Origin of the sequence: Kitasatospora sp. NPDC058243 (assembly GCF_042882025.1) — a bacterium.
GTDB lineage: Bacteria > Actinomycetota > Actinomycetes > Streptomycetales > Streptomycetaceae > Kitasatospora.
Genome location: NZ_JBHVWW010000037.1, coordinates 17,954 through 42,507 on the forward strand (window position 1 = coordinate 17,954; position 24,554 = coordinate 42,507).

Consider the following 24,554-nt stretch of genomic DNA (forward strand, 5'->3'; position numbering starts at 1 on the left):
GGCAGTCCTCCGGTCCACCCCGTCCGCCCTCTGGACGAATACCTCTCACTGAGAGCTAAAATCGGAGGTATGAGTGCGACACCGGAAACGCTCACCCCCGCACCGGCCGTCGACCTTCCGACGACCCCCGATCCCGACGTGGCCGACGAACTCTCCGCCCTGCTGGTCGGCATCCAGCGCCTGGTCCGCCGCCGGCTGCGGCAGGGACTCACCGAGCCGAGGCTGCGCGGGGCCCAGATCGAACTGCTCCGCCTGGTGATGGACACCCCCGGGCTGCGGGTGTCCGACGCGGCCGAGGAGCTGTGCCTCGCCGGAAACTCGGTCTCCACCCTGGTCAACCAGCTGGTCGCGCTGCGGCTGCTGCGCCGCGAGGTGGACCCGGCCGACCGCCGGGCGGCCCTGCTGTACGCCACAGACGAGGCCGTCGAACGCCTCGCGGTCTGGCGGGCCCGGCGCGCCGCGCTGGTGGGGGAGGTGGTGGCCGGGCTGCCCGCCGACTCCCGGGCGGCCCTGGCCGCCGCGGTGCCCGCGCTGCGCGAGGTGGCGACGGGCCTGCGCACCCGACCGGGCGAGCCGGGGGAGGAGGAGCGATGACGTTCCCGGAGAACGGCGGTGACGAGGCGGTGGTCTGCCGCGGCCTGGAGTACACCTTCCACCACGGGCGCGGGAAGGGCAGCAGCACCAAGGCCGTCGACGGTGTCGACCTGACCGTGCGCACCGGCGAGGTGTTCGGCCTGCTCGGCCCCAACGGCGCGGGCAAGACCACCACGATCCGGGCGATCACCACCCTGCTGCCGGTCCGCGCCGGCATGGTGCGGGTCTTCGGCCACGACCCCGCCCGGCAGCGGATGGAGGTCCGCCGGCTGCTCGGCTACGTGCCGCAGCAGCTCTCCGCGGACGGCGGGCTGACCGGTCGGGAGAACGTCGCGCTGTTCGCCCGCGTCTTCGACGTGCCGCACGGCGAGCGCCGCGAGCGGGTCGCCCAGGCGCTGGCCGCCGTCGGCCTCGCCGAGGCGGCCGACCGGATGGCCGGCACCTACTCCGGCGGCATGGTCCGCCGGCTGGAGCTCGCCCAGGCCCTGGTCAGCGCCCCGCGCCTGCTGGTGATGGACGAGCCCACCATCGGCCTGGACCCGATCGCCCGCACCGGCGTCTGGGAGTGCGTCGAGGCGGTCCGCCAGGCCACCGGGATGACGGTGCTGGTCACCACCCACTACATGGACGAGGCCGACCGCTACTGCGACCGGATCGCCCTGATGGACCGCGGCCGGATCCGTGCGCTCGGCACCACCGAGGAGCTGAAGACCGTGGTCCGCGCGCAGGATCCGCAGCTCGCCGACCCCAGTCTGGACGACGTGTTCCGCCACTTCGCGGGCCGCGAGCTGGCCCCCGGCGAGGCCCCGGAAGGAGAGTTCAGCGATGTCCGCCGTACCCGCCGCACCGCCTCCCGCGTCGGCTGAGCCCCCGGGCCCCGCCGCCACTGCCGCCGCGACCGCGACCGCCGCCCGGCCCGACCTCGGACTGCTGCTGGTCCCCCCGCGTGCCCGCACCGGCTGGCGGCTGGTGCCCGCCCGGACGCTGGCGATGTGCACCGTCGAGCTGCAGAAGCTGCGCCACGACCGCACCGAGCTCTACACCCGGGCCGTGCAGCCCGCGCTGTGGCTGCTGATCTTCGGGGAGACCTTCACCCGGCTCAAGGCCATCCCCACCGGCGGCATCCCCTACCTGGACTTCCTGGCCCCCGGGATCATCGCCCAGTCCGCCATGTTCATCGCGATCTTCTACGGCATCATGATCATCTGGGAGCGGGACTCCGGGGTGCTCACCAAACTGCTGGTCACCCCCACCCCGCGCGCGGCGCTGGTGACCGGCAAGGCCTTCGCCGCCGGGGTGAAGGCGGTGATCCAGGCCGTCGTCGTGGTGGTGATCGCCGCCCTGCTCGGAGTCGCGATGACCTGGAACCCGCTGCGGCTGCTCGGGGTCGTGGTCGCCGTGCTGCTCGGCTCGGCGTTCTTCTCCTGCCTCTCGATGACCATCGCCGGCATCGTGCTCACCCGCGACCGCCTGATGGGCATCGGCCAGGCGATCACCATGCCGCTCTTCTTCGGCTCCAACGCCCTCTACCCGGTGGACCTGATGCCGGGCTGGCTCCAGGTGGTCAGCCGGGCCAACCCGCTCAGCTACCAGGTCGACGCCCTGCGCGGCCTGCTGATCGGCACCCGCGCCCACCTGCCGCTCGACTTCGCCGTCCTGACCGTGGCCACCGTGCTCGGCATCACCGCGGCCTCCGCGCTCCTCGGCCGGCTGGCCCGCTGACGCCCGCGCCGCTGCGCCACCGCGCGGCCGCCGGCCCGTGCGGGGTCAGCCGCGCGGCTGACGGGGCAGGGTGAGGGTGAGGGCCTCGGGGGAGGCGGGCGGAAGGGCGAGGGCGGAGACGGTCTCGGCGGGGAGCGGGCGCAGGCCGAGCAGGGCGGTGGCCAGGCGGGTGGTGGCCCGGTGCCAGTCGGGGATGCGCTGGAGCATGGCGTGGCCGCTGCCGGTGACGGTGTAGCCGCAGACGCGGGCGCCGGCGGCCCGGCTGCGGGCGGCGAAGGCCCGGGTCTCGGCGGGCGGGGTGACCTTGTCGCGGTCGCCGTGCAGCAGCAGCACGTCCCGCCCGGCCAGTTGCTCGCACGGGTCCTCGGCCGGGCACCAGGGGGCGAGGGCGACCAGGCCGGTGACGGCCGGGTGGCCGCCGGCCCGCAGGGCCGCGCGCCCGCCCATCGAGTGCCCGATCAGGACGGTCGGCACCTCGCCCAGTTCCCGGGCCAGCTCGTCGAGGGCGGCGAGGGCGTCCAGCGCGGCGTCGGCGCGCTGCCCGTTCCAGCCCCGGTGGCGGTAGCGGACGGTGCCGACGGCCACGTCGGCGCCGGCGGTGTCCTTGGCGAGGGAGCGCAGGAAGCCGCGCATCCGCAGCAGCGGCAGGTTGACCGGGCCGGGCCGGGCGAGGTTGTGCTCCTCGCCGCCGTGCAGCACCAGGACGGCGGCGCGCGGCGCCTCGGGCCGCACCCGCCAGCGCAGTGCCGGGTGCCCGGCGGTGCTGCCGGCCGTGCTGCCGGTCGTCGTGCCGCCGTCCACCCTGTCGCTGCTCACACCCGCACCGTCCTGTCCCGTCCCGCCCCCGCCCCGTGCCCTTGAACATCACTTTACGCGGGGCGTCTACGGGCCCGTTTCACCCGGGGGGAGCAGCCCGGGGACCAGGCGCGCGCGGGCCGGGCGGGGTGCTGCTATCCACGAAGGGTGGGGGGCCGCACGCGCCGCTCGTGGCGCCGTGTCACCGAGTGGAGGACTCCGTGGCTCAGCAGCTCGCACTCTCCGTGGACTTCGGATCGGGTTTCACCGACGCCTGGTCCAAGATCGCGAAATTCGTCCCGCAGTTCATCGCCTTCCTGGCGATCCTGGTCATCGGCTGGATCGTGGCGAAGGCGATCGCCAAGGTTCTGGACCGCGTGCTGCGCAAGGTCGGCTCGGAGCGGGTCGCCGAGCGGGCCGGGATGGCCCGCCACCTGAGCGGGTCGAACTACGACATGACCGGCATCATCTGCAAGATCGTCTACTACGCGATCCTGCTGATGGTGCTGCAGCTGGCGTTCGGCGTCTTCGGCCCGAACCCGATCAGCGTGATGATCCACAGCATCGTCGCCTGGCTGCCCCGGGGCATCGTGGCGGTCGCGATCGTGGTGGTCGCGATGGCCATCGCCAACGGCGTCCGCGACATCGTGCGCAACGCGCTCGCCGGCGCCTCGTACGGCCGGACGGTCGCCACGATCGTCTGGGCGTTCATCGTCGCGCTGGGCGTGATCGCGGCGCTCGGCCAGGCCGGGATCGCCACCGCGATCACCGGACCGGTGCTGATCGCGGTGCTCGCCACGATCGCCGGTGTGCTGGTGGTGGGTGTCGGCGGCGGCCTGATCCTGCCGATGCGCCAGCGCTGGGAGCGCTGGCTGGACCACGCCGAGCAGGAGAGCGCCAAACTGCGCGGCAGCGCCTACCAGGCGGGCCGGGCGGACGTACTGGCCAACCAGCCGGCCCGGCCGACCACCCAGGCCGCTCCGGGCACCACCCCGCCGCCGCCCGGCATCGACCCGGGCCGCCCGGGTGACCAGCCGAGCTAGGGCGGGCGTGTCCTGGGTCGTAGCGACCCGCAGCGGGTTCAGGCCCGCAGCAGGCCCTGCTCGCGCACCAGCCAGCAGATCGCGGTCAGCCGGTGCACCGCGTAGTCGTACCCCACCGGTTCCCGCCAGCCGATCTCGGTGAGCGCGTCCAGGAAGCCGAGCGCGTAGTCCGACAGTTCCTCACGGTCCAGGGGCCGGGGCGCCAGCTCCGGCCCCTGCGCGTACAGCAGCTCGCGCAGCATCGCGACGTGCTGGTCGACCATCGCGACGAAGCCGGGCTCGAAGGCGAACTCGGACAGCCGGGGCGTGAACGCGGCGACGATGCCGGGCAGCGGGCAGCCGGCCGGATCGTCGGGGGAGCGCCGGAAGGACTCGTCGGGGGTGGCGAACATCCGTCCACCGTAGGCGAGCGGGTCGGCCGGACCGGCGGCTCGTGACGGTTCCGTGCTGAGACCTTGGCCACCTTCGGGAGCTTCGGCGGCTTGGCCGGTTCTCTGCACCGATCCACGGGTGGTCTGTACCAGAATGGTCCGCATGGATCTCCGCATCTTCACCGAACCGCAGCAGGGCGCGAGCTACGACACCCTCCTGACGGTCGCCCGGGCCGCCGAGGACCTGGGCGTCTTCAGTGCCTTCTTCCGCTCCGACCACTACCTGAAGATGGGCGACGTCGACGGCCTGCCCGGGCCGACCGACGCCTGGATCACCCTGGCCGGCCTCGCCCGCGACACCCGCACCATCCGCCTCGGCACCCTGATGACGGCCGCGACCTTCCGCCTGCCCGGTGTCACCGCGATCCAGGTCGCCCAGGTGGACGCGATGAGCGGCGGCCGGGTCGAGTTCGGCCTCGGCGCCGGCTGGTACGAGGCCGAGCACGCCGCCTACGGCATCCCCTTCCCGAAGGAGAAGTTCGGGCGGCTGGAGGAGCAGCTGGCGATCATCACCGGCCTGTGGAACACCAAGCTCGGTGACACCTTCGACTTCGCCGGCGAGTACTACACGCTGACCGGCTCGCCGGCCCTGCCCAAGCCGGCCCAGGACCGGATCCCGGTGCTGGTCGGCGGCCTCGGCCCGAAGCGGACCCCGGCGCTGGCCGCCCGCTTCGCCGACGAGTTCAACCTGCCGTTCGCCTCGGTGGAGGACAGCGCCGCCCAGTTCGGCCGGGTCAAGGCCGCCGTCGAGCAGGCCGGGCGCTCGGTCGGCGACCTGGTGTACTCCAACGCCCTGGTCGCCTGCGTCGGCCGCGACGACGCCGAGGTGGCCCGCCGGGCGGCCGTGATCGGCCGGGACGTGGACGAGCTGAAGGCCAACGGCCTGGCCGGCACCCCGGACGAGGTCGCCGAGAGGATCGGCCGGTACGCGGCCGTCGGCAGCGAGCGGGTCTACCTGCAGATCCTGGACCTGGACGACCTCGACCACCTGGAGCTCATCGCCTCCCGGGTCGCCCCCCAGCTCGGCTGACCCGCCCGCACGGCACGTCCTGATCCGGCACCGGCCGGCCGGGCCCGGCGATCACCGCTCTTTACTCGCTCTTGGGAATGCGTAATGCTCCAAGGGAGGGAACGGCGCGGGGAGGACCGGTGACCAGGACGAGAACGGCGGAGGCGGCGGCACCCCGGGTGCCGTCGCCTCCTGGACAGGGCCCCGCCGGCGCCCCGCAGGCCTTACGGGTGCAGCCCGGCCTGCACGACCTGCGGACCGGCCCCGCCCCGGTGGCGCTGCACTACCCCGCCGGCGACCTGCTGGTCGTCTCCGGGCTGCCCGGCAGCGGCAAGAGCACCCTGATGCGCCGCTGCGTGCGCGCTCCGCTGGTCGACTCCCAGCTGGTCCGCGAGGAGTACGCGGCCAGGCTGCCCGGCCGCCTCCCGTACGCCCTCTACCGCCCGCTGGCGCGGATCGCGCACTACCGGCGGCTGCGGCGCGCGGTGCTGGCCGGCGGGCCGCTCGCCGTCCACGACTGCGGATCGCTGTCCTGGGTGCGGCTCTGGCTGACCCGCACCGCCGCCCGGCAGGGCCGCCGGGTGCACCTGCTGCTGCTGGACGCCGAACCGGCCGAGGCGCGGGAGGGTCAGCAGAGCCGGGGGCAGAGCGTCTCCCGCTACGCCTTCCTCCGGCACCGGGCCGCCGTCGACAGGCTGCGGCGCCGGCTCACCGGGGCCGGACGGGCGCCGGAGGGCTGTGCGTCGGCCGTGGTACTCGACCGGGCCGCCGCGCGCGCCCTGCGGGAGATCGTCTTCGCCGCGTCGTAGTCTCGGCGGGTCCGCGCCGAGCCGGGCGGGCCCGGGGCGCGGCCGACAATCCGCCAACTCCCTTGTCAGGAGCGCAGATGCGCCGTACTGCCCGGGTGCGCTCGCGTACCCCCCGTCTGTTCCCCTGGGCCGCCGTGCTGGTCGCGGCCGCCGGTCTCAGCCAGCTCGCCGCCCCGGCTCCGCACTCCGCCGCCGTGACCGCCGCGGCCGCCGTGACCGTGGCCTGTGCGGGGTCCGACGCCGACGCCGCCGCCGTCGATGCCGTCGCCGTCGATGCCGCCGCCCGCAAGCCGGCCGGCAGTCAGGCCGGGCAGGACCCGAACGCCGTCACCGCCGCCGAGGCCCGGGCGATGCAGGCGGACCTCGACGACCGGCTCGCGCAGCTCTCCTCCGCGCACGCCCGGGTCGGCGCCCCGACGACGGTGCCGGTCTTCGTCCACGTGATCCACGCCGGTGACGCCGGCCGGCTCGACGGGGGCGTCGTCGCCGCCCAGATCGACCACCTCAACGCGACCTACGGCGGCCAGGGCGACGGCAACACCCCCAGCCCGTTCCACTTCGAGCTGGCCGGCACCGACTACACCGACAACGCCTCCTGGTACGACGGCATGACCCCCGGCTCCGGGACCGAGACGGGGATGAAGAACGCGCTGCGCAAGGGCGACGCGGGCACCCTCAACCTCTACACCGCCAAGCTCGGCCAGTCCCTGCTCGGCTGGTCGACCTTCCCGGGCGCCTACCGCTCGAACCCCGCCGACGACGGCGTGGTCGTCCTCGACGCCTCCCTGCCGGGCGGCGCCGCCGCCCACTACAACGAGGGCAGCAGCGCCACCCACGAGATCGGCCACTGGCTCGGCCTCTTCCACACCTTCCAGGGCGGCTGCCTGCCCCCGGGCGACTACGTGGACGACACCCCGCCCGAGCGCACCCCCGCCTACGGCTGCCCCGAGGGCCGCCACACCTGCACCGGGCCCGGCCTGGACCCGATCCACAACTTCATGGACTACAGCTACGACTCCTGCATGAGCCAGTTCACCCCCGGCCAGGTCCAGCGGATGGCCGACTCCTGGGCCGCTTACCGGAGTTGAGCCGTCGGGGCTGGTCCGACACCCGGGCATCCTCGCAGAACCGCGGGAGCACAGAACCGTAGAACCGCAGAACCGCAGAACCACAGATCGGCCAGGCCATGTGTCATCGATCTGAAGGCAAAACGCCGATCACGGCGTGGCAAATACCGACCACACGCCCGATTTGATCTATGTTCGGGGTGTCGGGACCGAGCAGGAACTGAGCGCCAAGGAGTAACGCCATGAGTGCCAACCCCCGGATCGTCGTCGGCGTGGACGGCTCGCCCGCCTCGGAGCAGGCGCTGCGCTGGGCGGTCGACTACGCACGGGCCGTCGGCGGGACCATCACCGCGATCGCCGCCTGGGAGTACCCGGCGTTCTACGGCTGGGCCGCGCCGAGCGTGCCGTCCGCCGAGGTCTTCAACCCCGAGGAACTGGCCGGCAAGACCCTCTCCGACACCGTCGTCAGGGTCGTCGGCGACGACCCGGGCGTGCGGATCAGCGAGAGCGTGATGCCCGGCAACGCCGCCCAGGCCCTGCTGGAGGCCGCCAGGGGCGCCGCGCTGCTCGTCGTCGGCAGCCGCGGCCTCGGCGGCTTCTCCGGCGTGCTGCTCGGTTCGGTCAGCCGCCACCTCACCGAGCACGCGCCCTGCCCGGTCGTCGTCGTCCGAGAGGGCCAGGTGGCCGAGGGCGAGTAGCGCGCCGCCCCGCCGGGCCGCCGTGCGGTGGAGGATGGAGACATGCCAGAAGGTGACTCCGTCTACCGCGCGGCGGCCCGGCTGCACGAGGCCCTCGCCGGGCAGGTGCTGACCAGCGCCGACCTGCGGGTGCCCGCGCACGCCACCGCCGTACTCGCCGGCCGCCGGGTGCTGGAGGTCGCCCCGCGCGGCAAGCACCTGCTCACCCGCCTCGAAGGCGGCCTCACCCTGCACACCCATTTGCGGATGGACGGCCGCTGGGAGGTCTACCGGCCCGGCGAGCGCTGGTCCGGCGGCCCCGCCTGGCAGATCCGCGCCGTCCTCGGCACCGAGCGGGGCACCGCCGTCGGCTACCGGCTGCCCGTCGTCGACCTGCTGCGCACCGCCGACGAGCAACGCGCCGTCGGCCACCTCGGCCCCGACCTGCTCGGCCCCGACTGGGACCCGGTGGAGGCCGTCCGCCGACTGCTCGCCCACCCCGGCCGCCCGCTCGCCGAGGCGCTGCTCGACCAGCGCAACCTCGCCGGCATCGGCAACGTCTACGCCGCCGAACTCTGTTACCTGGCCGGCGTCACCCCGTGGACCGAGGTGGGCCAACTCCCGCGCCCCGACCGGCTGGTGGAGCGGGCCCGGGAGCTCCTCGACGCCAACCGGCTGCGCCCCGGCCACGTCACCACCGGCGACACCCGGCGCGGCCACCAGCACTGGGTCTACGGCCGGGCCGGCCGCCCCTGCCCGCGCTGCGGCACCCTCGTCCGGACCGCCCGCCAGGGCGCGCCCCCGCAGGACCGGGTGGCGTACTGGTGCCCCTACTGCCAGCGCGGCCCGGCCCCGGCCGGTACGGGCGTCAGCTCCGCTCGACCAGGGCCGGGTGACGAGGGTCGTCCACCCGGACGGTGACGTCGGCGGCCTCGGTCGGGCCGGTCTCCGCCTCGTAGCGGGCGAAGGCGGGCAGCGTCCACTGCTGGTCGGCGGGCGTGCGGCGGGCCAGGGCGGTCGGGGTGAGCGCGAGGTGGACGGCCAGCTCCAGCGGCAGCCAGCGGCCGAGCAGCAGCGCGCCGTCCAGCAACAGCACGCCGCCGGGCGGCAGTTCGGCGTACGGGGCGCGGGTCGAGCGGTCCGTCGCCGGGTCGCGCAGCGAGGGCAGGACGCGGCCGCTGGCACCGGGCTCCAGCGGGTCCAGCACCTCGCGCAGCAGGGCGCCGTCGTCCAGCCAGAGGTCGTGGAAGGCGTCCGCGTCCTGGTGGCCGTACTCCAGCCGGATCGAGGCCGGGCGCAGGAAGCCCGCCGCCGACACCCGCAGCGCGGGGCGGCCGCGCAGCCGCAGCGGCTCCACCAGGGCGTCGGCGAGCAGGTCGGGGCGGGCGGCGGGCGCGCCGTCCACCGCGACCCGCAGCCACCGGCCGCCGGGGTCGGACAGCGCGGCGATGCGGTCGGCGAGCATTTCGGCCAGCCGGTCGGGGGAGATCGGGTGTACCTGCATCGGGCCATCCTGTCGTGCCGTCGTGCCGTCGTGTCGCCGTGCCGTCGTGGCTGTGGTGCCGGGCGGTCAGGTGAGCGGGAGGGCGTGCAGGACGTCGTCGTGGCCGGCGTAGAGGTGGTTCGCGTCGACGGCGAGTGACCAGACGTCCTTGCCGGGGCCCGAGTCGAGGAACGTCCAGCGCGGTGTGCCGCTCGCGGTGTCGATCGCGCACACCCCGGCGGTCGCCGGTCCGGGGACGAACAGCGTGCCGCCGGCCACCAGCGGATGGCTGCGGCGGTCCAGCAGGAACGGCAGCCGGTAGGACCACTGCAGTGCGCCGGTGACCGCGTCGTGCCCGGTGACCAGGCCGTTGTCGCGGGTCAGGTAGACCCGCGGGCCGTCGGAGACCGCGGGCATCGCCCGCCACGACTCGCCCCGGCCGGGGGAGACCGTCCAGGCCGGCTCGCCGCCGGGGCGCAGCGCGCGGACGCCGCCGGCCCCGTCGGGGACGTAGACGTGCACCGGGCCGCCGACGCACCAACCCAGGTCCCCGGCGCCGGGGGCCGTCCACAGCTCCCGGCCGTCGGCGGTGTCCCGGACCACCAGCTCGCTGCCGTTGCCCAGGTTGCGCAGGCACGGGAGGCGGCCGCCGGGCGCGGTGACCGGGGTGAACGGCTGCTCGTTGCGGTCGGTGGGGAGGTGCCACAGCATCGAGCGGTCCGCGACCCGGACGGCGAAGAGCCGGCCGTCCGGCGTCGAGCTCTCCCGCGACCAGTCCCAGACGTAGCCGTACAGGGTGCCGTCGTCGAAGCCGGACAGCTGGACGGAGCCTTGCAGGTCGTCGGGCAGCGGCAGGCTCCAGTCGGCGGCGGGGTCGCCGAGGTGGCGGGCGTCCAGGTGGCCCGGGGAGGTGGTGAAGAGCCGGTCCGGCCCGAGCACCACCTTGCCCAGCACCTCCAGGTCGCTCGGCCAGGTCCCGCGCGGCGGGTCGAAGGTGAGCAGCCGCGCCGCCTCGCCGGTGGCCGGGTCCAGGACCTGGAGCCCGGCCCGGGACAGGAACACCGGCCGGGTCGGCGGGCCGGTCAGCCGCTCCGGGGTCATCGCCTCCGGCCCCCGGTACGTCCACAGCGGGGTCGGCCCGGACAGCGCGGTCGGCTTCGGCTGCGGCGGCGGAGCCGGCTGGTCCGCACCCGAACGGCCGAACGCCCACACCGCCGCGCCCGCCGCCAGCACCCCGGCCCCCGCCAGCAGCCCGCGCCGGCTCAGCCGCGGCCCGTCCCCGCCCCCGCCGACCACGTCCGCGGGCTCCCGCGCGGCGCCGTCCGCCTCCCCGTCCCACTGCCACGACGTCTCGCGCACGGGCCCCTCGGACGACGGCGACTGCATACCGGCTCCCACCTCCCCCGCGGCGCCCCACGCGCCACCACTCGCCCGGAGGATATCGAACAGCCCCCGAACCACCCGAAACCCCGACCCGGGGCGTACTAGGCTGAGGCACAGCACAGGCCCGCCCAGCAGCCCCGGGGGAGGTACGGCGTGACGGCCGAGATGATCGCACCCGAGTGGATGCACCGGCAGATCAGCAGCGAGCAGTACGACTCCTGGACCGTGGAGCAGTGCGCGGACATCGAGATCGTCGACGGGATGGTGGCCGTGAGCCCGAGCGCCTCCAAACGGCACAACCGGCTCGCACGGTTCCTGGCGAACGCCCTGGACGCGGCCGGCGGCGCCGAGTGGAACGCCGACACGGACTTCGACGTCAGGCTCCAGGACGTGCCGCTGAACAACCGCCGCCCGGACGTGGTGGTCTACCGGGCGGACACGATCGACGAGTCGCCCACCAGACCCGCGGACGTGCTGCTGCTCGTCGAGGTCGTCTCACCGGGTTCGGAGACCACCGACCGGGTGGTCAAGCTGGACCAGTACGCCAAGGCGGGCATCCCGTTCTACTGGCGGGTCGAGCAGGTCGCCGACGGCGTCCCGATCGTCCATACCTACGTGCTGGACGCGGCGAGCCGTTCGTACCGGGCGGGCGAGTTGTTCACCGGCCGGGTCAAGGCCGTGGTGCCGTACGCGGTGGAGGCCGACCTCTCCGGGCTGTGAGGCGCCCGCCCGTCAGTGCTGCGGGGGGTGGTCGGCGAGGTCGGCGAGGACGTCGGCGTGGCAGGGGAGCGGGGCGCACCAGCAGCCGAGACGGTGGCCGCGCAGGGGCGGGACGAGGGCGAGCAGGTCGGGGCGGGCGAGGAGGTAGGCGCGGTAGTCGGCGACCATCTGCTCGCGGGTGAGGCCGGGGCCGGGGCGGTAGGGGCAGTGCAGCGGGGACTCGGACAGGTGCCAGCCGCCGCGGTTCATGGCGCGGCCGACGTAGACGACGTCGGCGCAGGAGGGGTCGTCGCGGTGGCCCTTGAGGTTGACCACGGTGGTGCGGCCGGAGGTGGTCGGCATGCCGTCCATGCTGGCGCAACCGGGGCCGACGGGCATCCGGGGCCCCGGGGGGCTCGCCTTGACACGCCCCGGGGCCCGGCGTAGCAAAAGAGCATGCGCCATCCGCACGCGGGCGGCCGTGACCGGGCGGCGCCGCCCGGCCCGCACCGGCCGCAGGAGCTTGACGCCGCCCCGGCGGCGGCCGAGCGGGACGACCTGCTGGCGGGCGCCGTCCGCCGGGCGCTCGGCGGCACCGGGGCGTACGGGGCGATGGTGTACCTGCGCTCGCGGGACGGCCGCTCGCTGGTGCTCTGCACGATCGCGGGCGTACCGCTGTCGATCATGAGCCCGTTCCGGCGGATCGCCGCCGCCGGCCCGCTGCCCGTCGCCGTCAGCTTCCGCACCGGGCGGACCATCACCCTCGCCGACACCGAGGACACCATGCGGCGCTTCCCGCAGCTCGCGGTCGGCATGCCGTACGACTTCGCCTCCGCCTGCGTGCCGGTGGCGGGCGGCGGGGAGCGGTTCGGGGTGCTCAGCGTGTTCTGGCCGGCCTCCGACGACGGCGTCCCGGAGGACGCCCAGCCGCGGTTGGCGGAGGTGGCCGGGCGGCTGGCCGCCGGGCTGGCGGGCCTGGCGGCGGCCGGGCACCCCGTGGAGCCGGGCGGCGACGCGGCTGTGGTCGAGCTGCCGCCGCCGTCCGCGCCGACCTGCCGGGTCGGGATGTTCGACTGGAACGTCGCCACCGGGGCGCTGGCCGCCGACGAGCAGTTCCTCGCGATCTTCGGCCTCGCACCCGACGAGTTCGACGGCACGGCGGCCGCCCTCGGCAGCCGGATCGCCCCCGGCGACCTGCCCGAGTTCCGGGCCGCCGCCCGGACCGCCCTGGCCCTGGGCGAGGTGCTGGCGGCCAGGGTCCGGGTGCTCGGGCCGGACGGCCACCCGTACCCGGTGGAGCTCTGGGCGCGGGTGCCCTCGGCGATCTCGGCGGACGGCCGCACCCATCTGGTCGGCGCCGTGCTGGACGCCCGCACCCTCACCGCGGCCGCGGCCGCCGTCGAGCGACTGCGCGAGGGCGTCTTCTCACTCGACCCGGACGGCCGGGTCGGCTACGCCAACCGCGCCACCGAGCCACTGCTCCAGGCTCGCCGCGAGGACCTGGTCGGCCACCACCTGTGGGACGTGCTGCCCTGGCTCGCCGACCCCTTCTTCGAGAACCGCTACCGGGCCGCCCTGCTCTCCCAGCAGCCCACCGCCTTCCTGGCCGCCCGCCCGCCGGACGGCTGGCTCGCCTTCTCGCTCTACCCCGACACGCACGGCGTCACCGGCCGGGTGGTGGCCGCCGAAGCCCCGCCGGGCGCGGCCGAACCGCGGGCCGCGCCCCCGCCGCCCGCGGCCCGCGGCGCCACCCGGACCGACGCCCCCGCCGGCATCGGCGGCACCTACCACCTGCTCCAGCTCGCCAGCGCGCTCACCGAGGCCGTCAGCGTGCGCGAGGTCTGCCGGGCCGTGGCCGAGGAGATCCTGCCGGCCTTCGGCGGCCAGGAGCTCGCCATCTACGGGGTGCGCGACAAGCACCTGCACCTGATCTCGCAGACCGGCTACCCGGACGGCTTCCTGGACGGCTTCGAGGGCACCCCCGTCGCCGCCCGCATCCCCGGCGCGGAGACGCTCAGCACCGGCACCCCGATCTTCTTCGAATCGGTCCGCGAACTCGCCGCCGCCTACCCCGGCATCGCGCTCGACGAGATGGGCGCCTGGGCCTTCCTGCCGCTGATCGCCTCCGGCCACCCCGTCGGCAGCTGCATCCTCGGCTTCGACCGGCCGCGCCCGTTCACCGCCGAGGACCGCGGCCTGCTCACCGCCCTCGGCGGCTTCATCGCCCAGGCCCTGGAACGGGCCCGGCTGTACGACGCCGAGTTCACCCTGGCCCGCGGCCTCCAGCAGGCGCTGCTGCCGCACCGCCTCCCGGACGTGCCCGGCATCCGGATCGCCGCCCGCTACCTGCCCGGTACCCAGGGCATGGAGATCGGCGGCGACTGGTACGACGCGATCGTCACCGGCGGGGACGTCACCCTGGTGATCGGCGACGTCGAGGGCCACAGCGTCGGCGCGGCCGCCACCATGGGCCAGCTGCGCAGCGCCGTCCGCGCCTTCGCCACCGGTGGCGACCCGCCCGACCAGGTGCTCGCCCGCACCAACCGGCTCCTCCTCGACCTCGACCCCGGACTGCTCGCCAGCTGCTGCCTCGTCCGCCTCACCCCCGCCGACGGCCGCGCCCGGATCGCCCGGGCCGGGCACCTGCCGCCGGTGCTGCGCTTCCCGGACGGGTGGGCCGAGGCGCTGTACGTGCCGGGCGGGCCGCTGCTGGGCGTGGAGGACCTGGCCGAGTACCCGGTCAGCGAGCTGCGCCTGGCGCCCGGCACGGTGGTCGCGCTGTACACGGACGGGCTGGTGGAGGATCCGGCGGTGGCGATCGACCAGGGGGTGGACCTGTTGCGGGCCGCGCTCGGGCGCGGCGAGGAGCAGGGGCCGGACGGCCTGGAGCTGCTGGCGGAACGGATCCTGCGCGAGGTCGGCTCCTCGCACCGGGTGGACGACGTGGCGCTGCTGCTCACGGCCTTCGACGAGGACGTGCCCACGGACCTGTCCACGGGAGTGCCCACGGAGGTGCCCCGAACGCCGTGAGCGGCGACTTTCGTCGGGGGCGGGGGCGACGAACGGTGGCGGCGGACGGGTGGCGCGGCCCGATAGCCTCGACGGGTGGATGCGATGGCGCGGGCCTGGAAGAAGGCGGTACGGACGGCGTTTCCCGGGCCCTGGCCGCCCCGGCGGGTGGTGGGCCAGGGTGCGCTGGCCCTGCTGATGGGCGGGGTCGCGGTCCTGCTGGAGGTGGCCTCCGGTGTCGGCCACCCGGTCCTGGTGGGGCTGGGGGTCGCGCTGCTGTGGGTGCTGCGGCCGGCCTTCCCGGCGACCGTGCTGGTGCTCACCTCGGCCGCGGCCGGCTGGGCCGTCGGCCCGATGCCGCTGCTGGTCTGCGCGGGCTGGTCGGCCGGGGCGAGGCTGCGCCGGGTCACCGCGCTGGTCGGCACCTTCGTGCTGAGCTGGGTGCTGTTCATGGTGACCGGGGTGCTGAAGGACGCCGGCTCGGCCTCGCCCAAGCTGATCGTCGGGCTCTCGCTCGGCGGCTTCCTGCTGGTCGCCGTGCTGCCCGCGCTGTGGGGCCGCTACCGGGCGCAGCGCCGTGCCCTGCTGGACGCGCTGCGCGAGCGCAACGACCAGCTGGTGCGCGAGCGGGTCATGGTGGTGCACCAGGCCCGGCTGCGCGAGCGGCACCGGATCGCCCAGGACATGCACGACAGCCTGGGCCACCAGCTCGCGCTGATCTCCGTGCACTCCGGCGCGCTGGAGGTGGACCGTACGCTCAACGACCGGCAGCGCGAGGCGGTCGGGGTGCTGCGGCAGGCGGCGGTCGCGGCGATGCGCGAGCTGCGCGAGGTGGTCGGCGTCCTGCACGACGAGTCGACGGTGGTGCGGCCGGCGACGGCCGCGGCACCGGCCCGGGGCGGGGTGGACGGGATCGAGGGGCTGGTCGACTCCTCTCGGGCGGCCGGGGCGCTGGTCTCCTTCTCCCGGGAGGGCGAGCCGCGCCCGCTGGCCGCCGCGGTGGACCACGCGGCGTACCGGATGGTGCAGGAGGCGCTCACCAACGCGCACAAGCACGCCCCCGGCGCGCCGATCACCGTCGCGCTCCGGTACGAGCCGGACGCGCTGGTGGTGGAGGTGGTCAATCCGTGCACGCCGGAGCCGGTGGGCGTGCGCGCCGGCGCGGGCCCGGCGGTCAGCGGCGGCCAGGGGCTGACCGGCCTGCGCGAGCGGGCCCGGCTGGTCGGCGGCATGGTGCACGCCGGGCCGACGCCGGATCAGGGGTTCCGGCTGGCCGGCGTGCTGCCGTACGAGGGGGCGGAGGGCGCGGGCGACGGGGCCGCGGCGATCGCCGGGGTCGACGACTGGGTGCTGGACGGCCTGCCGCCGGTCGTCGGGGCGGAGGACGGGCGACGCAGTCCGGCGATCGGCTGCGCGGTCGGGGTGGGGGCGGTCGGCCTGACCGTGCTGGGGCTGCTGATCTGGGGCGTGGTGGCCTTCGTCCAGGGCACCGGCGACGCGACGGTGCCGAAGTCGGTGTACGACGGGCTGGAGGTCGGCACGCCGGAGGCCGACGTGCTGCACCGGCTGCCGCCGGGCAACACCTTCTTCACCGACGACTACCAGGGCAGCGGGCCCAAGCCCCCGGAGGGCGCGCACTGCCGCTGGTACCTGTCCGGTGACCTCAGCGACGCCTGGGGCCAGGACAACGTGATGCGGTTCTGCTTCAAGGACGGGCTGCTGGTGGAGAAGGAGCACTACCTCACGAAGTCCTGACCGCCGTGACCGCTCTGACCGCTCTGACCGCTCTGACCGCTCTGACTGCCCTGACCGTCCTGACCGTCCTGACCGGGTGGGACGCGGCGTTCGGCCGGATGTGAGGATGGTGTTCCTGCCGCAGCACCGTTCGAGGGGAATGACCAGCCGTGATCCGAGTCCTCGTCGCCGACGACGAGCCGCTCATCCGCGCCGGGATCAGGATGATCCTGGGCTCTGCCGCCGACATCGAGGTGGTCGCCGAGGCCGCCGACGGGCGGGAGGCGCTGGAGCTGGCCCGGGCGCACCGGGTGGACGTGGTGCTGCTGGACATCCAGATGCCGGTGATGGACGGGCTGACGGCGCTCGGGGAGCTGCCGAGGGTCGCGCCCGGCGCGCGGGCGCTGATCCTCACCACCTTCGGGGAGCGCGAGAACGTCCTGCGCGCCGTGACCGAGGGCGGCGCCGGATTCCTGCTCAAGGACACGGCGCCGCACGAGCTGATCCAGGCGGTGCGCGCGGCGGCCGGCGGCTACGCCTTCCTGTCCCCGGCCGCCACCCGGCACATCGTCGACTCGCTGGCCTCCGGGCGCAGCGGTTCGGTGGCCGCCCGCGGCGCGGAGGCCCGGCGCCGGCTGGAGGTGCTGACGCCGCGCGAGCTGGAGGTGCTGGCGCTGCTCGGCGAGGGGCTGTCCAACGCGGACGCGGGGGCGCGGATCCACATGAGCGAGGCGACGGTGAAGACGTACGTCAGCCGGATCCTGGCCAAGTTGGGCTGTGAGAACCGGGTGCAGGCGGCGCTGTTGGCGCGGGACGCGGAGCTCGGCGCCCGGGACTGAGCGCGTCCGACCGGTCGCGGAGCGTGTCGGGTGTGGCGGATGCCACCTGATGGCCCGGCGGAACGGGGAACTCCGGCTTCGCTGGTGACGGTGCGTCAATTCGTGGTCGCGGTGGGTGGATGGTGTGCTCGGGCTCACAGGTGGACAGAGGTGAAGGGGGGCGTGAAAGTTGATCAGTTGATCTTGAAAATGCGGTCAAACCCGGTCGAACTGGGCACGGCACCTTGATCAATACCGCCGGTAACAGTCAACTGACCTGCGGAGACCAAGAATTGCTTGCTGCACCCGGAGGTGGCCCGTAGCTTCATTGGCGGTGCAACGAGCACCACCCGGGTTCACCCCGACGCACGGCCCGCCGACCTGACCCCCGGCGCGAGGGCCGTGCCCGCCGACGCGACCAGCTCGAACAGGTCGTCGGCGAGTGGAGGTGGCCGGGGCGGCACGGCGCGTCCCAGACGTGTCCGGCCGCCCGTCGAGCGAGGTGAGCGTGACTATCGGCCCGTCATGGGTCTGGTTCCGCCTGCCCGCCCGGGGCTTGCCGAGAGGACTTATATGACTCCCCGTCACGAGACCGCCGCTGCCACCGACACCACCGCCACCAAGCGCAACCGCGTGCGGATGGCGGTCGTCGCGGGCGCCGCTGTCGCGGCCCTGCCGGTGGCCGGCCTCGTCACGGCCACCTCGGCCTCCGCCGCGCCCACCTCCAGCTGGGACTCCGTCGCCCAGTGCGAGAGCGGCGGCAACTGGAGCATCAGCAACGGCAACGGCTTCTCCGGCGGACTGCAGTTCACCCCCAGCACCTGGAGGGCGTACGGCGGCACCGCCTACGCCCCCCAGGCCCACCAGGCGAGCAAGGCGCAGCAGATCACGGTCGCCGAGAAGGTCCTCGCCTCGCAGGGGCCCGGCGCGTGGCCGGTCTGCTCGGCCAAGGCGGGCCTGAGCAAGGGCGGCGCCCCGGCCGCCGTCGACACCACCGACACCGCACCCTCGAAGCCGGCCGCCAAGCCGGCGCCCAAGGCCCAGGCACCCAAGGCTCAGACGCCCAAGACCCAGGCGCCGCAGGCCCAGCAGGCGCCGAAGAGCAAGCCGGCGCCGAAGCAGCAGGAGACGTCGAAGCCGCAGCAGTCGGCCAAGCCGGCGCAGTCGGCGCCGTCCTCGGAGAAGAACACCTCCGGTGGCGGCTACACCGTCAGGAGCGGTGACACGCTGAGCGGGATCGCGGCCAAGTTCGGCACCGACACCGGCAACCTGTACGACAAGAACGCCCGCACCATCGGCGGCGACCCGGATCTCATCTTCCCGGGCCAGACCCTGACCGTCTGACACCTCCTCGCACCCGCGCCGAGCGGCCGCCCCACCCCGGGCCCGGCCGCTCGGTCCGGCGCGTTTCCGAGGCCGGGCGCGTTTCCGGGATCGGGTGCGAGGGAGGGAGCGTGCGAGCGGGCGTGAGGGCGTGCACGCAGGCGCTTCGGGAGATAGTTGAAGGTTGAACGCGACGTCTGAATACCGCCGGAGCTTTCCGGCGCCGAGGCCCAGGATCGAGTCATGTCCGAGATCGGAACCGGGGGTTCTGATCGGAACGAGTCGGATCACATCCGAATGAGGAGTTCTGGAGATATGACGATGAACGGTGCGGCGAAGCTCGACGGCAAGGTGGCCCTGGTGACCGGCGGCAGCCGGGGGATCGGGGCGGCGGTCGCGCTGCGGCTGGCCGAGGACGGTGCCGACGTCGCCCTGACCTACCAGGGCGGGGCCGAGCGGGCCGAGGAGGTCGCGGCGAAGATCACCGCGATGGGGCGCCGCGGCTGGGCGGTCCGCGCGGACAGCGCCGACCCGCAGGCGGTGCAGGCCGTGGTCGCGGCGGTCGCGGAGCGGTTCGGGCGGCTGGACGTCCTGGTGAACAACGCGGGCGTCGGTGTCCTCGGCCCGATCGGTGACCTGGCGCTCGACGACGTGGACCGGGTCCTGGAGGTGAACGTCCGGGCGCCGTTCCTGTTCGCCCAGGCCGCCTCCGCGCACCTGGCCGACGGCGGGCGGATCGTCACCATCGGCAGCTGCATCGCCAAGCGGGTCGCCTTCCCCGGCGCCACCATCTACTCGCTCAGCAAGGCGGCGATGATCGGCCTGACCAAGGCGCTGGCCAGGGAGCTCGGCCCGCGCGGGATCACCGCCAACGTGGTCCACCCCGGCCCGATCGACACCGACATGAACCCGGCGGACGGTGAGGCCGCCGAGTTCCAGAGCGGCCTGACCGCACTCGGCCGCTTCGGCGCGGGCACGGACATCGCCGCCGCCGTCGCCTACCTGGCGGGCGAGGACGGCCGGTACGTCACGGGCGCGGAACTCGCGGTGGACGGCGGGTTCGCGGCCTGACGGTTCGGGTCTGACGGTTCGGAGCCTGACGGCTCGCGGCACGTCGTCGTACGGAGACCGGCCCGGTGGTGCGACCACCGGGCCGGTGTCGTGGCGGGCGGTCGTCGACGGACGCGTTTACGATCGCCCGGTCCGAGCGGTGCCCCCGACCGCACCCGGCCACGCCGGCGACGCGCTCCCGACCGAGAGGTGTGCCATGACCGCAGCGGAAGACCCGATCGACCTGCTCGCCCGGGCCCTCGCGCAGACCGCCGGGCTGATCGACGGCGTCGGCGTCGAGCTGGCCGGGCACCCGACGGCCTGCCGCTCCTGGGACGTCGGCGACCTGGTCAGCCATCTGCTGTTCGACCTGCGGCAGTTCACCGTCCGGGCCGGGGGCGGGCAGCCGGACTGGTCGCAGCCGTTCGAGCGGGTGGAGGAGGACTGGCTGCACGCCTTCGAGGCCGGCGCCGAGGAGCTGGTCGACGCCTGGCGGGCGGCGGGCGACCTCACCGGCACGTTGGAGGTCCCCGGCGTCGGCGCCCTGCCGGCCCGTTTCCCGGTGGACCAGCAGATCGCCGAATTCGCCGTCCACGACTGGGACTTGGCTCATGCCACCGACCAGTCCACCGAGGGGCTGGACCATGAGGTGGCCCTCGCCGCCCTGGCCTGGGCCCGCGGCGCCCTCACGCCCGGGTACCGCGGTGCCGAGGAGGATCAGCACGCCTTCGGCCCCGAGGTCGCCGTGCCGGAGGACGCCCCGCCGTACGACCGGCTCGCCGGCTTCTTCGGCCGCGACCCGGAGGCCGCGCGGCCCTGAGTTCCCCTGAGCCGGCGGGCTCCGCAGGCTCCACGGGCTCCACATCACCCGCCTAGCGGACCGTATCCGGGCAGGTCAGAGGCCCGGTCGGCGCGGCCGGACCGGGGTTGACGTCGGTGTGCCCTTCCACCACCCTTCCACTAATCGAATAGTGAAAGGGTACTTTGCCGATGCGCCTGTTCCGCCCGCCGCGTCGACCCGTCGTCCTGGCCTGGGGCCTGGCCGCGGGGTTCGCCGCGCTCTACACCTGCGTCGCCGTCAACCGCTACCGGCGCGGCCTGAGCAAGGCCTACGACCTGGGCATCTTCGAGCAGGCCATCCGCGCGTACGCGCACGGGCAGGCGCCGATCGTGCCGCTCAAGGGGCCCGGTTACCACCTGCTCGGGGACCACTTCCACCCGCTGATCGCCGTGCTCGCTCCGGTCTACCGGCTGTTCCCGGGGGCCGTCACCCTGCTGGTCGCCCAGGCGCTGCTGATGGCGCTGGCGGTCGTGCCGCTCACCCGGTGGGCGTACGAGGCGGGCGGGCCGCGGGTCGCGCTGGTGATCGGATGCGTGACCGGGGCGTCCTGGGGGATCGTCCGGGCCGTCAGCGACGACTTCCACGAAATCGCCTTCGCCGTACCGCTGTTGGCCTTCGCGGCCACCGCGCTCGGCCGGCGCCGCCACCTGGCCGCGGCGCTGTGGTCGCTGCCGCTGCTGCTGGTCAAGGAGGACCTCGGCCTGACCGTGGCCGCCTTCGGCCTGCTGATCGCCTGGCAGGCCCGCCGGGGCCGGCGCGGCCCGCTGCCGGGGCTCGTGCTCGCGGGCGTCGGGGTCGCGGCCACCGTGCTCACCGTGACGGTGGTGCTGCCCTCGTTCAACCCGCACGGCGGGTTCGACTACTGGCAGCAGTTGGACGGCGGCGGGCAGCCCTCGCCCTGGTCGCTGGCGGCCCGGATCGGCTGGCCCCCGATCAAGTGGCTGCTGCTCCTCCTGCTCGCCGCGACCGCGGGCTTCCTCGGGCTGCGCTCGCCGCTGGTCCTGCTCTGCGTGCCCACCCTGGGCTGGCGGCTGCTCTCGGCCAACCCGCACTACTGGGGCGTCAGTTACCACTACAGCGCGGTGCTGATGCCGCTGGTGCTCGCCGCCCTGGTGGACGCCCTGACCCGCACCGACCCGCGCCGGGCGCGGCGCGCGCTCGCCGTCAGCGCCCTGGTGGCGGCCGTGACGGTGCCGGTCTATCCGCTGCACGAGGTGGTGATGCCCGAGGCGTGGCGCACCTCGCCCCGGCTCGCGTACACCCGGGCGCTGCTCGGCTCGATACCCGACGGCGCGACCGTCGCCGCCTCCAACCGCCTCGCCGCGCAGCTGACCGGCCGGGCCACCGTCACCCTGGTCTGCCAGGCGCCGGCCGGGCCGGGGCCCGAGTGGGTGGTCGTGGACCGGACGGACCCGAGCGTGCAGGCCCCGTGCGCGACCGCCGACACCGCCCGGATGCTGGTCGAGTACGAGCAGCACGGCTACCGGCGGGTCGCCGACCAGGACTCCCTCCTGTTGCTGCAGCGGCCCTGATCGTCCGTATCGCCCGGCACCCCCCGGCCTGGCTTGACCCGGGCGCCGCAGTGGGTCACCATTCCACTATTGGACTAGTGAAAGGTCGAATCACGTGTGATCGAGTACCGCATCGAGCGGCGCAGCGGCGTCTCCACCTACCAGCAGATCGTTCAGCAGACCAAGCAGGCCTTGCGGCTCGGGCTGCTCCAGCCCGGGGACAAGCTGCCGACCGCGCGGGAGGTCGTCGAGCTGACCGCGATCAACCCCAACACCGTGCTGAAGGCCTACCGCGAACTGGAACGCGAGGGCCTGGTCGAGCCCCGGCCGGGGCTCGGCACCTTCGTCCGGCGCTCGCTCGCCCGGCCGGAGGCCGCCGCCGACGGGCCGCTGCGCGCGGACCTGGTCGGCTGGGTGGACCGGGCCCGCGAGGTCGGACTGGAGCGTGAGGACATCGCCGCGCTGATGGCCTCCGTCCTGGAGCAGCGATTCGACACCGGGGTCTCCCCGGAAACACCGAGTTAGAGGACAGTGGGGGGACCGGGTGAACGACCCGATGAACACACCGCCGGCATCGCCGGCATCGGCGGCGCCGGGGGCCCCGGCGGCGCTCGCGGCCGACGGCCTGGGCAAGCGCTACCGGGGCGATTGGGCGCTGCGCGACTGCACGTTCGCCGTCCCGGCCGGGCGGATCTGCGGGGTGGCCGGCCCCAACGGTGCGGGCAAGAGCACCCTGCTGGGCATCGCCGCCCGGCTGCTCACCCCCACCGAGGGTGAGCTGCGGGTGTTCGGTGAGCCCGCCACCACCGAGGACCTGCGCGCCCGGGTCGCGTACGTGGCCCAGGACAAGCCGCTCTACCCCGGCTTCACGGTGGCCGAGACCCTGCGGCTCGGCCGGGAGCTGAACCCGTCCTGGGACCAGGACCTCGCCCAACAGGTGATCGACCAGGGCGAGTTGAGGATGAGGGCGAAGATCGGCTCGCTCTCCGGCGGCCAGCGCACCCGGGTCGCCCTGGCGCTCGCCCTCGGCAAGCGCCCCGACCTGCTGCTGCTCGACGAGCCGATGTCCGACCTCGACCCGCTCGCCCGGCACCAGCTGATGGGCACCCTGATGGTCGAGGCCGCCGAGCGCGGCACCACCATCGTGGTCTCCTCGCACATCATCCCCGAGCTGGACGGCGTCATCGACTACCTGCTGCTGGTGCAGTCCGGGCGGATCCGGCTCTGCGGCGACGTGGAGGACCTGCTGGACGGACACCAACTGCTCACCGGCCCGGCCGGCAGCGCGCTCCCCGAGGACGTCCTGGTCGAGCAGCGCTCCACCGGCCGCCGGATCGACGCGCTGGTCCGCACCGGCGATCCGGTGGACGGCCCGTGGGAGAGCGGCCGGCCGAGCCTGGAGGAGCTGCTGCTCGGCTACCTCCGGACCCCGGTCGGCACCGCCCGGGCCGCCACCGGACCGGGCCCGCAGGCCCAGACGACCGAGAACGGGATCGCCGCATGAGCACCAACGTCCTGGCCGACCGCGCCACCACCGCGGCGCCACCGCGCGAGCCGCGGACCGCGCCCCGCCCGGGCGGTCTGCTCTGGCTGAGCTGGCGCCAGAGCCGCACCGCGCTGTGGGCGATCGCCGCCCTGGTCGTCACCGCGTCGGCCACCCTGCTCTGGCTGCACTTCTCCGTCCAGCCGCTGATGGCGGATCTGCGCCGGGCCGGGTGCTCCGACGGGGCCAGCTGGTCCGACGCCGGCTGCCAGGGCATGGTCTCGCCCATCACCCGCCGCGCCTACCTGTACACCACGTGGCTCCAGCCGGCCCTGGTCGCCGTCCCCCTGCTGATCGGCATGTTCCTCGGCGCCCCGATGCTCGCCCAGGAGTACGAGCGCGGAACCGTCCGCCTCGCCTGGACCCAGTCCGTCAGCCCGCTGCGCTGGCTCACCGCGCGGATCGCCCTGCCCGGGCTGGCGGTGCTGGCCGCCGGTGGGGTGCTCGCCGTCCTGGCGACGTGGGTGTGGAACGCGGACATCGCGCACAGCCCGTTCGCCTTCGATCCGCCGTTCCAGGGCCTCACCTACCCTGTCCTCGGGGTGGTGCCGGTCGCCTGGTCGCTGTTCGCGCTGGCACTGGGCCTGCTGGTCGGGCAACTGCTGCGGCGCACGGTGGCCTCGGTCCTGGTCACCGGCGTGCTGCTGGCGGTCGTCCACGGCCTGCTCCGGTGGGGCCGCGCCTCCTTCTATCCGTCGGTCAAGGAGATGGTCCCGCGCGGCGTCTACTTCGGGCAGCCCACCAACGCGTGGCTGGTCGACCGCGGGGTCGTGCTCCAGGACGGCCGGTGGGCCTCGGACCAGTTCTGCTGGGACGGCGACCGGACGAGGGGCTGCGAAGGCGCCACGAGCAACTGGATCGAGTACCACCCCGTCGGGCACTTCGTGCCGATCCAGCTCGTCGAGACCGGGATCCTGGTGGCGCTCACCGTCGTGGCGCTGGCGGTGCTCTTCCTCCGGGTGCGGCGGGACGGCAATTCGCTGCGGGCGACCCGGCGGGCCTGACGCCCGAGG

Annotated in this window: 25 protein-coding genes; 20 read left to right on the plus strand and 5 right to left on the minus strand. The window is 74.6% G+C overall.

The window, feature by feature from the left end; all coding sequences use genetic code 11:
* Positions 1-69: 69 nt before the first annotated feature.
* From ACFVX9_RS23445 to ACFVX9_RS23455, 3 genes are read left to right on the plus strand one after another with little or no spacing between them, the layout of a single operon-like run.
* The gene (locus ACFVX9_RS23445; protein WP_079136105.1) at positions 70-594 is read left to right on the plus strand and encodes a MarR family winged helix-turn-helix transcriptional regulator; all 525 of its coding nucleotides are present in this window, start codon (positions 70-72) and stop codon (positions 592-594) included.
* Entirely contained in the window at positions 591-1,460 is an 870-nt protein-coding gene (locus tag ACFVX9_RS23450; RefSeq protein WP_363374483.1) for an ATP-binding cassette domain-containing protein, read from the plus strand. Before ACFVX9_RS23445 ends, ACFVX9_RS23450 begins: the two co-directional genes overlap by 4 nt.
* Positions 1,420-2,316, plus strand: a complete 897-nt coding sequence (locus tag ACFVX9_RS23455; protein ID WP_380375311.1) for an ABC transporter permease — start codon at positions 1,420-1,422, stop codon at positions 2,314-2,316. Before ACFVX9_RS23450 ends, ACFVX9_RS23455 begins: the two co-directional genes overlap by 41 nt.
* Before the next feature lie 45 nt (positions 2,317-2,361).
* Here ACFVX9_RS23455 and ACFVX9_RS23460 read toward each other — a convergent pair whose 3' ends face one another.
* Positions 2,362-3,132: an alpha/beta hydrolase gene (locus ACFVX9_RS23460; protein ID WP_380560974.1), complete on the minus strand. Its 771-nt coding sequence runs from the start codon at positions 3,130-3,132 to the stop codon at positions 2,362-2,364.
* Positions 3,133-3,332: 200 nt separating this feature from the next.
* Here ACFVX9_RS23460 and ACFVX9_RS23465 point away from each other — a divergent pair, with 200 nt between their 5' ends.
* Positions 3,333-4,154, plus strand: a complete 822-nt coding sequence (locus tag ACFVX9_RS23465) for a hypothetical protein (RefSeq protein WP_380375314.1) — start codon at positions 3,333-3,335, stop codon at positions 4,152-4,154.
* Between the two features lie 38 nt (positions 4,155-4,192).
* Here ACFVX9_RS23465 and ACFVX9_RS23470 read toward each other — a convergent pair whose 3' ends face one another.
* Positions 4,193-4,546 (minus strand): DUF6401 family natural product biosynthesis protein, encoded by a 354-nt coding sequence (locus ACFVX9_RS23470; protein WP_063350470.1) that lies wholly within the window; start codon positions 4,544-4,546, stop codon positions 4,193-4,195.
* Between the two features lie 142 nt (positions 4,547-4,688).
* On the opposite strand from ACFVX9_RS23470, the gene ACFVX9_RS23475 reads away from it, so the two are divergent.
* The 5 genes from ACFVX9_RS23475 to ACFVX9_RS23495 all read left to right on the plus strand — a co-directional run bounded on the left by ACFVX9_RS23475 (position 4,689) and on the right by ACFVX9_RS23495 (position 9,068).
* Positions 4,689-5,615: an LLM class F420-dependent oxidoreductase gene (locus tag ACFVX9_RS23475; RefSeq protein WP_063350471.1), complete on the plus strand. Its 927-nt coding sequence runs from the start codon at positions 4,689-4,691 to the stop codon at positions 5,613-5,615.
* Positions 5,616-5,692: 77 nt separating this feature from the next.
* A complete protein-coding gene (locus tag ACFVX9_RS23480) occupies positions 5,693-6,403 on the plus strand; it encodes an AAA family ATPase (RefSeq protein ID WP_063350472.1) in 711 nt (236 codons plus the stop codon).
* A gap of 77 nt (positions 6,404-6,480) precedes the next feature.
* A complete protein-coding gene (locus ACFVX9_RS23485; RefSeq protein WP_387983288.1) occupies positions 6,481-7,491 on the plus strand; it encodes a zinc metalloprotease in 1,011 nt (336 codons plus the stop codon).
* A gap of 221 nt (positions 7,492-7,712) precedes the next feature.
* Positions 7,713-8,168 carry a universal stress protein gene (locus tag ACFVX9_RS23490; protein WP_380375316.1) on the plus strand — a complete coding sequence of 152 codons (456 nt, stop codon included), beginning with the start codon at positions 7,713-7,715 and terminating at the stop codon, positions 8,166-8,168.
* Between the two features lie 42 nt (positions 8,169-8,210).
* Positions 8,211-9,068: a DNA-formamidopyrimidine glycosylase family protein gene (locus tag ACFVX9_RS23495; RefSeq protein WP_380427714.1), complete on the plus strand. Its 858-nt coding sequence runs from the start codon at positions 8,211-8,213 to the stop codon at positions 9,066-9,068.
* Here ACFVX9_RS23495 and ACFVX9_RS23500 read toward each other — a convergent pair.
* Both ACFVX9_RS23500 and ACFVX9_RS23505 read right to left on the minus strand, forming a co-directional pair.
* A complete protein-coding gene (locus ACFVX9_RS23500; RefSeq protein ID WP_063350476.1) occupies positions 9,016-9,651 on the minus strand; it encodes a hypothetical protein in 636 nt (211 codons plus the stop codon). The genes ACFVX9_RS23495 and ACFVX9_RS23500 overlap by 53 nt on opposite strands.
* Before the next feature lie 66 nt (positions 9,652-9,717).
* Positions 9,718-11,016 carry a PQQ-binding-like beta-propeller repeat protein gene (locus ACFVX9_RS23505; protein WP_387983290.1) on the minus strand — a complete coding sequence of 433 codons (1,299 nt, stop codon included), beginning with the start codon at positions 11,014-11,016 and terminating at the stop codon, positions 9,718-9,720.
* Between the two features lie 150 nt (positions 11,017-11,166).
* Between ACFVX9_RS23505 and ACFVX9_RS23510 the strand changes: the two genes are divergently transcribed.
* Positions 11,167-11,733, plus strand: coding sequence for a Uma2 family endonuclease (locus ACFVX9_RS23510; RefSeq protein WP_387983291.1), 567 nt, complete (start codon positions 11,167-11,169; stop codon positions 11,731-11,733).
* 12 nt (positions 11,734-11,745) lie between these two features.
* Here ACFVX9_RS23510 and ACFVX9_RS23515 read toward each other — a convergent pair whose 3' ends face one another.
* Positions 11,746-12,075: a DUF4326 domain-containing protein gene (locus tag ACFVX9_RS23515; protein ID WP_380375323.1), complete on the minus strand. Its 330-nt coding sequence runs from the start codon at positions 12,073-12,075 to the stop codon at positions 11,746-11,748.
* A 93-nt stretch (positions 12,076-12,168) separates the two neighbouring features.
* On the opposite strand from ACFVX9_RS23515, the gene ACFVX9_RS23520 reads away from it, so the two are divergent.
* The 10 genes from ACFVX9_RS23520 (at position 12,169) to ACFVX9_RS23565 (ending at position 24,545) form a co-directional block, all read left to right on the plus strand.
* The gene (locus ACFVX9_RS23520) at positions 12,169-14,742 is read left to right on the plus strand and encodes a SpoIIE family protein phosphatase (protein WP_380375325.1); all 2,574 of its coding nucleotides are present in this window, start codon (positions 12,169-12,171) and stop codon (positions 14,740-14,742) included.
* An 84-nt stretch (positions 14,743-14,826) separates the two neighbouring features.
* Positions 14,827-16,476, plus strand: coding sequence for a sensor histidine kinase (locus tag ACFVX9_RS23525; RefSeq protein ID WP_380375356.1), 1,650 nt, complete (start codon positions 14,827-14,829; stop codon positions 16,474-16,476).
* Positions 16,477-16,625: 149 nt separating this feature from the next.
* On the plus strand, positions 16,626-17,294 hold the full coding sequence (locus ACFVX9_RS23530) for a response regulator (protein WP_380375327.1): 669 nt from the start codon (positions 16,626-16,628) through the stop codon (positions 17,292-17,294).
* Between the two features lie 552 nt (positions 17,295-17,846).
* Positions 17,847-18,617: a transglycosylase family protein gene (locus tag ACFVX9_RS23535; protein ID WP_380375328.1), complete on the plus strand. Its 771-nt coding sequence runs from the start codon at positions 17,847-17,849 to the stop codon at positions 18,615-18,617.
* 294 nt (positions 18,618-18,911) lie between these two features.
* Positions 18,912-19,667: an SDR family NAD(P)-dependent oxidoreductase gene (locus ACFVX9_RS23540; RefSeq protein ID WP_380375330.1), complete on the plus strand. Its 756-nt coding sequence runs from the start codon at positions 18,912-18,914 to the stop codon at positions 19,665-19,667.
* Between the two features lie 196 nt (positions 19,668-19,863).
* A complete protein-coding gene (locus ACFVX9_RS23545; RefSeq protein WP_363374513.1) occupies positions 19,864-20,466 on the plus strand; it encodes a TIGR03086 family metal-binding protein in 603 nt (200 codons plus the stop codon).
* 170 nt (positions 20,467-20,636) lie between these two features.
* A complete protein-coding gene (locus ACFVX9_RS23550) occupies positions 20,637-22,019 on the plus strand; it encodes a DUF2079 domain-containing protein (RefSeq protein ID WP_387983294.1) in 1,383 nt (460 codons plus the stop codon).
* Positions 22,020-22,115: 96 nt separating this feature from the next.
* A complete protein-coding gene (locus ACFVX9_RS23555; RefSeq protein WP_063350485.1) occupies positions 22,116-22,523 on the plus strand; it encodes a GntR family transcriptional regulator in 408 nt (135 codons plus the stop codon).
* Between the two features lie 31 nt (positions 22,524-22,554).
* Positions 22,555-23,502: an ABC transporter ATP-binding protein gene (locus ACFVX9_RS23560; protein WP_387983295.1), complete on the plus strand. Its 948-nt coding sequence runs from the start codon at positions 22,555-22,557 to the stop codon at positions 23,500-23,502.
* Positions 23,499-24,545 carry a hypothetical protein gene (locus tag ACFVX9_RS23565; RefSeq protein ID WP_387983296.1) on the plus strand — a complete coding sequence of 349 codons (1,047 nt, stop codon included), beginning with the start codon at positions 23,499-23,501 and terminating at the stop codon, positions 24,543-24,545. Before ACFVX9_RS23560 ends, ACFVX9_RS23565 begins: the two co-directional genes overlap by 4 nt.
* Positions 24,546-24,554 lie beyond the last annotated feature (9 nt).